The 11,243-nt window shown below is 33.6% G+C and carries 7 protein-coding genes; 5 read left to right on the top strand and 2 right to left on the bottom strand.

The window, feature by feature from the left end; genetic code table 11:
• Position 1 precedes the first annotated feature (1 nt).
• Together HHX25_RS01945 and HHX25_RS01940 are read right to left on the bottom strand one after the other, a co-directional pair.
• Positions 2–2,257: a tetratricopeptide repeat protein gene (locus HHX25_RS01945; RefSeq protein ID WP_169669515.1), complete on the bottom strand. Its 2,256-nt coding sequence runs from the start codon at positions 2,255–2,257 to the stop codon at positions 2–4.
• Positions 2,247–2,483, bottom strand: coding sequence for a hypothetical protein (locus tag HHX25_RS01940; protein ID WP_169669513.1), 237 nt, complete (start codon positions 2,481–2,483; stop codon positions 2,247–2,249). The genes HHX25_RS01945 and HHX25_RS01940 overlap by 11 nt, the downstream gene beginning before the upstream one ends.
• A 138-nt stretch (positions 2,484–2,621) precedes the next feature.
• On the opposite strand from HHX25_RS01940, the gene HHX25_RS01935 reads away from it, so the two are divergent.
• The 5 genes from HHX25_RS01935 to HHX25_RS01915 all read left to right on the top strand — a co-directional run bounded on the left by HHX25_RS01935 (position 2,622) and on the right by HHX25_RS01915 (position 11,164).
• On the top strand, positions 2,622–4,574 hold the full coding sequence (locus HHX25_RS01935) for a peptidylprolyl isomerase (RefSeq protein ID WP_169669511.1): 1,953 nt from the start codon (positions 2,622–2,624) through the stop codon (positions 4,572–4,574).
• An 8-nt stretch (positions 4,575–4,582) separates the two neighbouring features.
• Positions 4,583–5,434 (top strand): peptidyl-prolyl cis-trans isomerase, encoded by an 852-nt coding sequence (locus HHX25_RS01930; RefSeq protein WP_169669509.1) that lies wholly within the window; start codon positions 4,583–4,585, stop codon positions 5,432–5,434.
• The gene (locus tag HHX25_RS01925) at positions 5,397–6,932 is read left to right on the top strand and encodes a peptidylprolyl isomerase (RefSeq protein ID WP_169669506.1); all 1,536 of its coding nucleotides are present in this window, start codon (positions 5,397–5,399) and stop codon (positions 6,930–6,932) included. Before HHX25_RS01930 ends, HHX25_RS01925 begins: the two co-directional genes overlap by 38 nt.
• A 4-nt stretch (positions 6,933–6,936) precedes the next feature.
• Complete coding sequence (locus tag HHX25_RS01920; protein WP_169669505.1) at positions 6,937–7,890, top strand: AAA family ATPase; 954 nt, start codon at positions 6,937–6,939, stop codon at positions 7,888–7,890.
• A gap of 499 nt (positions 7,891–8,389) precedes the next feature.
• The gene (locus tag HHX25_RS01915; protein ID WP_169669503.1) at positions 8,390–11,164 is read left to right on the top strand and encodes a bifunctional aconitate hydratase 2/2-methylisocitrate dehydratase; all 2,775 of its coding nucleotides are present in this window, start codon (positions 8,390–8,392) and stop codon (positions 11,162–11,164) included.
• The last annotated feature ends 79 nt before the right edge of the window (positions 11,165–11,243 follow it).

Below are 11,243 nucleotides of genomic sequence, written 5' to 3'. Positions count from 1 at the left end.
ATTATTTCAAGCTTTCGAAAATTTGTTTGTAATTAGCATTGTCTGGTGCTAGTTGAATAAGTTCAGAACAGGTCTTGTAAGCATCTTTACGCTGTTTTAAATTCATTTCTCCAATCAATTTTACATATAATAGGTTTTCGTTTTTAGGAAAAATGGCTAATGCTTTATTAATAATTTCTATAGATTTTTGGTTTAAATTTTCTGCTTGGAGTTTTAAGGCATAATTATAGAATGCTCGAATGTTTACAGGTTGTTTTTCACAGGCCTCAGCAAGATATTTTAAAGCATTTTTGGTATCTCCAATTTCGTTAAACAATAAGCCTAACATATAGTAAGAGTTGCTATAATCTGGTTCTATCTCAATAACCTTAAGGTAGAGATCTTTTGCTTCCTGTATGTTGCCTTGTTTATAAAGCAATAATGCCAAATTCATTCTGGATACATTATAGCGATTATCGATTTCTAAAGATCTTTTATAGGCTTCAATAGCCAAATCGGTACGACCTTTCATTTCATTATAAACAGCAATTTGATGTTGACCCGAAGCAAAATCGGCACTCATATCCAACGACTCTAAAAATTCTTTTTCAGCTTTATCAAAATTACTATTACCGCTCATATGGGCTCCCATGCTATTAAAGTATTTTACAGCAGCAATTCTTACTAACCGAATAGAATCTTTAAGTAAAGGTTCAATATCTGCATGGTAATTTTGATTCCGAATCTTTTCAAAAGAACGCACTGCTTCATGTCGCACAAGAATGGAAGAATCTTTTAAAAACTTTCTAATATCATTAAGCTCATTATATGATAATGGATTGTTTGAGTATTGGTATAGAGCTGTCGCTCTTGCTATTTCTGGAAATTTATTTTGAGATAATAATGTGTATAATGCTTGATGGTTACCGTTATACCCTTCTAAGAGGTAATTAGAAAAATGGTCTGGGCGTTTGGTACCATATTTAGAATCGATAAATTTACTGGCCCACTCGGCAGATTTGTTTTTATGGCACTCGTTACAGGCGTTAGGAGTTCCATACTTTACGGTTTGATCTGGTCGAGGTACCCTGAAACTATGATCTCGTCTATAGTCATTTCCCATGTATATTTTACCTGTCATATGACAATTTATACATTGAGCCCCTGCTGTATTTGCTTTATGATAATGGTGAGATTCACTATTATATTTAGGCTCATGACAGCTTAAACAAAGGTCGTTTCCTGTTTTTTTAAGTTTTAATGAGTGGACATCATGACAATCAACACAAGTAACATCGTTTTGATACATTTTACTTTGCATAAAAGAGCCATAAACATAATCCTCATCCTTTATTTGACCATCTAGCTCGTAAATAGGGTCAATGAGCAAGCTAGGACTGTAATGATCTAAAAAATGCCCTTTGTAATCAAATTTCTTGGTAATCTGAGACCTTCTCGAATGGCACCTGGCGCATTTTTCAATAAGACTTTTTGAAGCTAGAGATTTCCCCATATATAATTTTTGAGGCATAGCATCTTTATTAGAACTCTTGTAAAATGCTACATGATTACTGGCTGGCCCATGGCAGGCTTCACAGCTTACATTGATTTCGTTAAAAGTCGTGTTGAAAGTCTTTGTTTGAGAGTCGAAATTTTTATCAAGGTTTGTAGAATGGCAGTCTGCACAAGCAGTATTCCACCTCATGGCGCCCCCAGTCCAGTTTATCCATTCATCATGGGCTAATTCTAAATTAGGTTGTAAATGAAACCATTTGTTCTTTTCGGTATCCCAAGCGGTTATTAAACATTGGTAAGCACCATCTGGGAATTTAACAATGTATTGCTGTAAAGGGGTAACTCCAAAAGTATACACTATTTTGTAATCGTGGTAGTCACCATTCTTATCCGTAGTATTTACATAAAAATTGTTTCCTCGTTTAAAAAAAGTGCTTTTAACACCTTTGTGTATAAAGGTTTTATTGTTGAAATCACCTAAAATAGTTGTAGAGTCGGCAATTTTCATAGCCTGTTGGTGATGCGAGTGATTCCAGCTATCGTATTCCGATTTATGACATTCTATACAAGCCTCTTTACCTACAAATTTAGCATGTTCGGTTTTAAGGTGAATATTGCTTTTGGGTTGGTATTCCTGCTTCTTTTTGCAGGCACAAACCAGAAGGCAAATTATAAAGAGATAATTAATTCTTTTTTGAAAACGGCTAATTTTTTGACAATTTATAGTTTTAAAAACGCTCATCATATATTTTTTAGTTGTCATAAACTTGTCCGCGATGTGGTTTTAAAGCATCTCTTACAGGTTTCATTTTATCTTCATCAACAACTAAAAAGGCAATAGCATGTGCCTCGTTTAAGTTTTCAATACCAGTAATGGAAATATTCAGGTTTTCTATCTGGATGTACTCTTTTAAGTGAATTTCATGATGCTCAGCTATTTTTGAGGCATCGGGTCCATGAAAATCCCAAATAAGTTTTAATTTACGCATGAAAAAGGAGTCGTTAATTGAGATTCAAATATAATCTAAAAAGCGTAATAATAGCCTTTTTTAATCGTTAGTAAAACAACTTGTAATATAGGTTTATATTACTATTTTTGTAAATTATTGAATAATTTTTTCACTCCCATGCAATTAAGATATTTATTTAATTTAATATTAATCACCTTAATATTAAACGTTCAAGCACAATCTGCTCAAAAAGATGTTCTTTTTTTTGTTGATGATGAACCTGTTTATACATCAGAGTTTTTAAGAGTTTATAATAAAAATTTGGATTTGGTTCAGGACGAATCTCAAAAAGATGTTAATGAGTATCTAACACTTTTTACCAATTATAAATTAAAGCTTAAAGAGGCCAGAGCTTTAGGACTTCATGATAAACCATCGTATAAAAGAGAATTGTCTAGTTATAAAAAGCAATTAACAAAAAGTTTTATGACCGATGCGAAGGTCACAGATGCTATGGTAGCAGAAGCTTACGAACGTATTTCTTATGATATAAAAGCGAACCATATTTTAGTAAGGGTTTCAGAAAATGCAAGTCCAGAAGATACATTGGTTGCCTATAATAAAATTTTAAAGCTTCGAGATAGAACAGTAAAAGAAGACTTTGAAACTGTTAGAAAAGAAGTGCACAATGGAAAAACTGTCTTTGGAGAAGAACTGGGATACTTTTCTGGTTTTAGAATGGTCTATAAATTTGAGACGGCTGCTTTTAACACGAATGTAGGAGAGATTTCAAAACCTTTTAGAACGCGTTTTGGATATCATATCGTTCATGTTCTGGATAAACGTAAATCCAGAGGAGAATGTACCGTAGCACATATTATGCTGGTTGAAAAAAAAGGAGATTCTTTAGCTGAAAAGCCAGAAGTTAGAATACAAGAGATTTATCAAAAAATCAATCAAGGAGAAGCTTTTGATGTTTTGGCCAAACAATTTTCTGATGATAGAAATTCTGCTCCCAAAGGAGGGGAACTAAAGCCTTTTTCCAGCGGACAATTGGGAGCACCAGAATTCGAAAATGTCGCTTTTGGTTTAAATGAAGTGAATGACGTTTCCGAACCTTTTAAAACTAATTACGGCTGGCATATCGTTAAGTTAATTGCAAAAAAGCCCATTCCAACATTTGAAGCAATTAGGCCAGAATTAGAAGAAAAAGTAAAACGCGATGACCGTTCTAAATTAATAGACGCAGCGTTATATACATCATTAAAAACAAAATATAAAATTGCAAAAGAACAGCCAGCATTAGCATATTTTGAGTCTATACTTAATGATAACTATTTTAAAAGAACATGGCAGTTACCAGAAGATTTTAGTGGCGATAAGCCACTGGTTAAAATTGGTAACAAACAGTTTCTGTATAAAGATTTTGGGGACTATTTAACAAAAGCACAACGACGAGGAGAGCAAAAAGCATCATTTAATTTTATTGTTTCAAAGAAATATAAAGATTTTTTGAATAGTAATTTAGTTAAATATCAAGAAGACAATTTGGAAACTGAAAACGAAGAATTCGCCCATATTGTTAATGAGTATAGAGACGGTCTGTTATTATTTGATTTAATGGAGACAACGATTTGGAATACTGCTAAAACAGACTCTGTTGGTATTCAAGATTTTTATAACACACATAAAAATAAGTACGTATTACCAGAACGTATTGATGCTGTTATAGCCACTTCTGCAAAGCAAAAAACTTTGAAAAAGGTTATCAAATTGTTGGATAAAGACATGGCATTAGACCAAATAAAAAACCTTGTAAACAGTAAGGATAAGATTGAAGTGATGTTTACATCGGGTATCATGGACGCCGAACATCAAGCAGTTCCTAAGAACTTTCAATTTAAAAAAGGAATTTCAAAGATATATAAGCACAATGGTGCCTTTGTAGTTGTTCAAGTAAAAGAAGTACTAGAAAAAACACAACAAACTTTTGAAGAAGCTAAGGGTATAGTTATAAGTGATTATCAAGCTTTCAAAGAGGAAAATTGGCTAAAAGATTTAAGCCAAAAGTATAAGATAAAGATTAATCAAGAAGTTTTAAATAATATAAAAACTCAAATTAAAAAGTAGGCAGCTAAGTGGGGGATAAGATCATTATATTTTTTTTATTATTAACAGTGTTGTCATGTGATTTTTTCAAAAAAACAGATGAACAAGTTCCTATCGCCAGAGTCAATGAAACCTATTTGTACTATGATGATATTAAGGACTTAGTTTCTGAAGATACATCAAAAGAAGACAGTACCTTGGTTGTTCAGAATTTTATTAACCGTTGGGCGACGCAACAGTTACTTGTAGATGGAGCAGTATTTAATTTAAGTGAAGAAAAGCAGGAAACATTTAATAAATTGGTGGTTCAGTATAAAAATGATTTATATACCAAGGCGTATATAGAAGCTTTAGTAAAAAAAAACATAGATACTGTAGTTAATAAAGCAGAAGCACAAGATTATTATAACAGCAATAAAGAGGTCTTTAAATTAAATGAAGAACTTTTAAAATTTCGTTATATTCATGTAGACGAAAATATTATTGACTTTGAAAATATTAAAGAAAAATTTAAGCGTTATAATGATGATGATAAAAGGGAATTGGATTCCATATCCATACAGTTCAAATCATACTCATTAAATGATTCCATTTGGGTAAAATTGAATCAAATAATTGAAAAAATCCCAGCGGTTACCCCCGAAAATAAAAATGAATTGTTAAAAAAATCTAATTTTATACAACTCAAAGATTCATTAGGAGTATATTTGATGCAAATTAATGATGTTTTATTGAGAAATGATAATGCTCCCCTTGAGTATGTTAAACCTACCATAGATCAAATAGTTATTAATAACAGAAAGCTAGAGCTTATTAGAGAATTAGAAAAAGACATTACAAAAGATGCCATTAAAAATAAACAATTTGAAATTTACGATTAATTTGAAACATATATCAGTTTTATGCATAGCCTTACTAGTAGTAAATGTTATGTCTGCACAGGATATTACAGAAGAAGGAGAAAAAAAAGAAATCGTTAAGAAAGTAGATTCTGTGGTGCTTCAAAAAGCTAATATGCCTTTGCACGAAATAATTGAAGAAAAGGAAAAAAAAGAAGCCGTTGGGAAAATAGATTCTGTTATACCCCAAAAAGCTAAAAAAGTCGATGGTGTTGCTGCTGTTGTAGGTGATTATATTATTTTAGATTCTGATGTGCCTAGAGAAAAAGAGCAGATCATAGCAGCAGGTGGCTCGGTAGAAGGTGTTACAGATTGTCAATTATTAGGGAAATTACTAGAAAATAAATTATATGCACACCATGCCATCCAAGATAGTATTCAAGTATCTGATGCAGAGGTTCGGCAAGAAGTAGAATATACCATTCAACAATTCTTACAACAAAAGCCTGATATAGACGAACTGGTTAAGTTTTATAAGCAAGAAGACGAACAAGGTTTGAGAGATTATATCTTTGAAATAATTAAAAGCAACAAACTTTCCAATAAAATGCAGGCTAAAATTGTTGAAGAGATTGAAGTAACACCAGAAGAAGTGCGTACATTTTTTGATAAAATACCAGAAGATGAACTTCCTTTTTTTGGTACCGAGCTTAAAGTAGCCCAAATTGTTGCCAAACCAAAGGTTTCTGAAGAAGAAAAACAGAAAGTTATAGATCGCCTCAAGCAATTCAAGGCCGATGTGGTTGAAAATGGTGCTAGTTTTCGTTCTAAGGTAGTACTTTATGGAGAAGACCCAGGAATGAAACAGTCGGGCTATATTTATACATTGAACAGAAAGAAGCCCAAGATGGTAAAGGAATTTAGGCAAGTGGCTTTCTCGCTTCAGGAAGGTGAGGTGTCTGACCCTTTCGAGACCGAGTATGGCTATCATATTATATATTGTGAAAAAATTAGAGGTCAGGAATATGATGTAAGTCATATCCTATTATTCCCAAAAGTGTCAAGCGAAGCTATAAATGAAGCTAAAGAGCGTTTGGAAAAAATAAGAAAACGTATTGTCGATGGGGATATTTCGTTTGCAGATGCAGCCAAAGCATCAAGTGATGAAAAAGAAACCAGAGGAGACGGTGGTCAACTTATTAATCCAAGAACTCAGGATTATAATTTTGATTTAACAAAAATGGGACCTGAGCAATATGCCCAAATTCAAAATTTAAAAGATAATGAAGTCAGTCAAATTTTAACAGAACAAGACCGTAAAGGAAATGTTTCGTTTAAGATTATGAGAGTGACAGACAGAATTGATGAACATAAAGCAAGCTATGCGAGAGATTATTTAAAAATTAAAGAATTAGCACTTAAAGAGAAACAAATTAAAGCCATTGAAAAATGGCAAGAAGAAAAAATATTAGACACCTATATAAAAATAAGTGGAAAATTTAGAGATTGTGAGTTTTCTGGTAATTGGTTAAAAAAGTAAATATATGTCTGATGTAGCTGCTATCGAGCAATTTGTAAAACAATACAAGGATTTAAAAACAGAAATAGCCAAGGTTATTATAGGTCAAGATACCGTAGTAAACCAGATTTTAATCTCAATTTTTTCAGGAGGACATTCTTTACTTATAGGCGTTCCAGGTTTAGCAAAAACCCTAATGGTTAATACCATTGCACAAGCATTGGGGCTGGATTTTAAACGTATTCAATTCACGCCCGATTTAATGCCAAGTGATATATTAGGGAGTGAGATTTTAGATGAAGACCGTCATTTTAAATTTATAAAAGGCCCCATCTTTTCAAATATTATTTTAGCCGACGAGATTAATAGAACACCACCAAAAACGCAAGCGGCTCTTTTGGAAGCTATGCAAGAAAGAGCAGTAACAGTTGCTGGACACCATTATAAACTAAGTTTACCATATTTTGTTTTGGCAACACAAAACCCTATTGAGCAAGAAGGAACGTATCCATTACCCGAAGCGCAATTAGACCGTTTTATGTTTGCGATTAATTTAGATTATCCTTCTTTTAAAGAAGAAGTAGAAGTGGTGAAGGCAACGACTTCCGATGACCAAATAAAAGTGAATTCTTTGTTCTCAGCACAACAAATAATAGATTTTCAACACCTTATCCGTCGTATTCCTGTAGCAGATAATGTTATAGAATATGCGGTTGCTATGGTAAGCAAAACAAGACCTAACGGCAATGAAGCTACAGATTTGGTAAAAACATATATCGATTGGGGCGCAGGACCCAGAGCCTCCCAAAACCTCATTTTGGCTGCGAAAACCCATGCAGCTATTAACGGTAAATTTTCACCTGATATCGAAAATGTTCAAGCCGTAGCCAATAGTATCTTAAGACATAGAATCATTAAAAATTATAAGGCAGAAGCTGAAGGTATTTCAGAAGAAGACATTATCAAGAGTTTGTTTTAAGTGATATTAAAACAATTTATACTTCCTTTGGTAATTTTTCTAGTAGGGTTAGCGATAACCTATATAGGTGCTTTGCTGAAAATTATACACTTTGAAATTGGTTTTTTAACAGGGAATTTACTTATTGTACTAGCAACTTTTATTAAAATTTTAGCTATTGTAATTACAATAATTAAATTGATTATCATATATAATAGAAAGTAATTTGTTAAATCATTAATTTATTATAGTTTTTCTGTTAAAAATAGTAGCCATTTTATTTTTTAATACCACTATAGCAATTTCATATAATTCATTGGCGGATTCTCATTATTATTTTTAAATCTTTGCATTAAATTCGTATTTTGCGTCGCTTTTGAAATGAAATTTAATATCACTTTTTATGGCATTGTAACAGTGATATAATGAAAAGGAAAGATGTACTTTTGAAATAAGTTTAAGTGCTGTTCCTCTCAACGGATTATTGTCATGCCAATTTAACATTGAAATAACGTCTTTTATGAACTATACCGATTACATCAAGGAAATCGAAGAAAGAAAAGCTCAGGGATTACACCCTAAGCCAATTGATGGTGCTGAATTATTAAGCGAAATTATTTCGCAAATAAAAGATTCAGATAATGCACATCGCGAAGATTCTCTTAAATTCTTTATTTATAATACACTACCAGGTACCACAAGTGCTGCAGGTGTAAAAGCTAAATTTTTAAAAGAAATTATTCTTGGTGAAGCTATAGTTGAAGAAATTTCTTCTGATTTTGCTTTTGAGCAGTTATCACACATGAAAGGAGGCCCTTCTGTAGAAGTGTTATTAGATTTAGCTTTAGGAAATGATGGGGCAATAGCCCAAGAAGCTGCTAAAGTTTTAAAAACTCAGGTATTCCTTTACGAAGCAGATACAGATCGTCTAGAAGGTGCCATGAAAGCAGGAAGTGCTATTGCTAAGGAAATTATAGAGAGTTATGCACAAGCCGAATTCTTTACGAAACTACCAGAGGTAGATGAAGAAATTGAAATAGTAACTTATATTGCTGGTGTAGGTGATATATCTACAGATTTATTATCTCCAGGAGCAGATGCGCACTCACGTTCAGATAGAGAGTTGCACGGACAATGTATTTTTGAGCATAACAAAGACATGCAAAAAGAAGTGTTAGCTTTAAAAGAGCAGCATCCTGATAAGCGTGTGATGTTAATTGCAGAGAAAGGAACTATGGGAGTAGGATCTTCAAGAATGTCTGGTGTAAATAACGTAGCGTTATGGACAGGTGTTTCTTCAAGCCCTTACGTACCATTTATCAACATAGCTCCAGTAATTGCTGGTACAAATGGTATAGCACCTATCTTCTTAACAACTGTTGGTGTAACAGGCGGTATTGGTATAGACCTTAAAAACTGGGTAACTAAAAAAGATGCAGACGGTAAAACGGTTTATGATGCAGATGGAGAACCAGTACTAGAGCAAGTATACTCAGTAGAAACTGGTACTGTTCTTACCATTAATACAAAAGAAAAGAAACTATATAACGGAGACCAAGAATTAAAAGATATCTCTACAGCGTTAACACCTCCAAAAATGGAGTTTATTAAAGCTGGAGGTTCTTACGCAGTGGTTTTCGGTAAAAAATTACAAACCTTTGCTTGTAAAGCTTTAGGTATCGAGGTACCTCAAGTGTATGCGCCTTCTAAAGAAGTTTCTATTGAAGGTCAAGGTTTAACAGCAGTTGAAAAGATATTCAATAAAAATGCTGTTGGTACTACGCCAGGTAAAACATTACACACAGGATCTAACGTACGTGTAGAGGTAAATATTGTAGGGTCTCAAGATACTACAGGTTTAATGACTTCTCAGGAGTTAGAAATGATGGCAGCTACGGTAGTGTCACCTATCGTTGATGCAAGTTACCAATCTGGTTGTCATACGGCATCTGTTTGGGATGATAAGTCTAAAGCTAACATTCCTAGATTAATGCAGTTTATGAATGACTTCGGATTAATTACTGGTCGTGATCCTAAAGGAAAGTACTTCCCAATGACAGACGTCATCCACAAGGTATTAAATGATATTACAGTTGATGACTGGGATATTATTATAGGTGGAGATTCACATACACGTATGTCTAAAGGAGTCGCTTTTGGTGCAGATTCAGGAACCGTAGCATTAGCTTTAGCAACTGGTGAAGCTACCATGCCAATTCCAGAGTCAGTAAAAGTGACCTTTAAAGGAGACATGAGACCTTATATGGACTTCCGTGATGTAGTGCATGCTACACAACAACAAATGTTAAAGCAATTTGGTGGTGAAAACGTATTCCAAGGACGTATCATTGAGGTGCATATTGGAACTTTAACATCAGACCAAGCTTTTACATTTACAGACTGGACGGCTGAAATGAAAGCAAAAGCATCTATCTGTATTTCAGAAGATGATACCTTAATAGAATCTTTAGAAATTGCCAGAGATCGTATCCAAATCATGATTGATAAGGGTATGGATAATGAAAAGCAAGTGCTTCAAGGTTTAGTTGATAAAGCTAACAGAAGAATTACAGAGGTTAAAACTGGTATTAAGCCAGCATTAAAACCAGATGCAAATGCTAAATATTATGCTGAGGTGGTGATCGATTTAGATGAAATTGCGGAGCCAATGATTGCAGATCCAGATGTAAACAATGATGATCCATCTAAGCGTTATACACATGATACTATCAGACCGTTATCATACTACGGAGGTACTAAAAAAGTAGATTTAGGATTCGTAGGGTCTTGTATGGTTCATAAAGGAGATATGAAGATATTAGCGCAAATGCTTAAGAATATTGAAGCACAACAAGGAAAAGTAGTATTTAAAGCACCATTAGTAGTAGCGCCGCCAACATACAACATTGTAGATGAGTTAAAAGAAGAAGGTGATTGGGAAGTATTAGAAAAGTACTCAGGCTTTGTATTTGATGATAGTGCGCCTAAAGGATTGGCACGCACTAAATATGAAAACATGCTGTACTTAGAGCGTCCTGGTTGTAATCTTTGTATGGGTAACCAGGAAAAAGCAGAACCAGGAGATACTGTAATGGCTACTTCTACGCGTTTATTCCAAGGAAGGGTTGTAAAAGATTCAGGTGAGAAAAAAGGAGAATCTTTGTTATCATCTACGCCAGTAGTAGTGTTATCAACTATTTTAGGAAGAACACCAACTATGGAAGAATATGAATCAGCTGTTGAAGGTATTGTACTAACTAAGTTTAAGCCTTCTCAGAAAGAACTAGTGATCTAATTACAGATTCAAAAATATAAATGGAAAGCCTGAGTTTTTAACTTGGGCTTTTTTTGTGTGTCATAACAAGGCGTTGTAT

The sequence above is a fragment of the Flavivirga algicola genome, from assembly GCF_012910715.1.
GTDB lineage: Bacteria > Bacteroidota > Bacteroidia > Flavobacteriales > Flavobacteriaceae > Flavivirga > Flavivirga algicola.
This window is presented reverse-complemented; position numbering and strand designations above follow the sequence as displayed.

Bases quoted from the DNA above. Each gene is read 5' to 3' on its own strand.
- HHX25_RS01940 (WP_169669513.1), bottom strand. From the start codon at position 2,483: ATGCGTAAATTAAAACTTATTTGGGATTTTCATGGACCCGATGCCTCA.
- HHX25_RS01925 (WP_169669506.1), top strand. From the start codon at position 5,397: ATGCCATTAAAAATAAACAATTTGAAATTTACGATTAATTTGAAACAT.
- HHX25_RS01920 (WP_169669505.1), top strand. From the start codon at position 6,937: ATGTCTGATGTAGCTGCTATCGAGCAATTTGTAAAACAATACAAGGAT.
- HHX25_RS01945 (WP_169669515.1), bottom strand. From the start codon at position 2,257: ATGACAACTAAAAAATATATGATGAGCGTTTTTAAAACTATAAATTGT.
- HHX25_RS01915 (WP_169669503.1), top strand. From the start codon at position 8,390: ATGAACTATACCGATTACATCAAGGAAATCGAAGAAAGAAAAGCTCAG.
- HHX25_RS01935 (WP_169669511.1), top strand. From the start codon at position 2,622: ATGCAATTAAGATATTTATTTAATTTAATATTAATCACCTTAATATTA.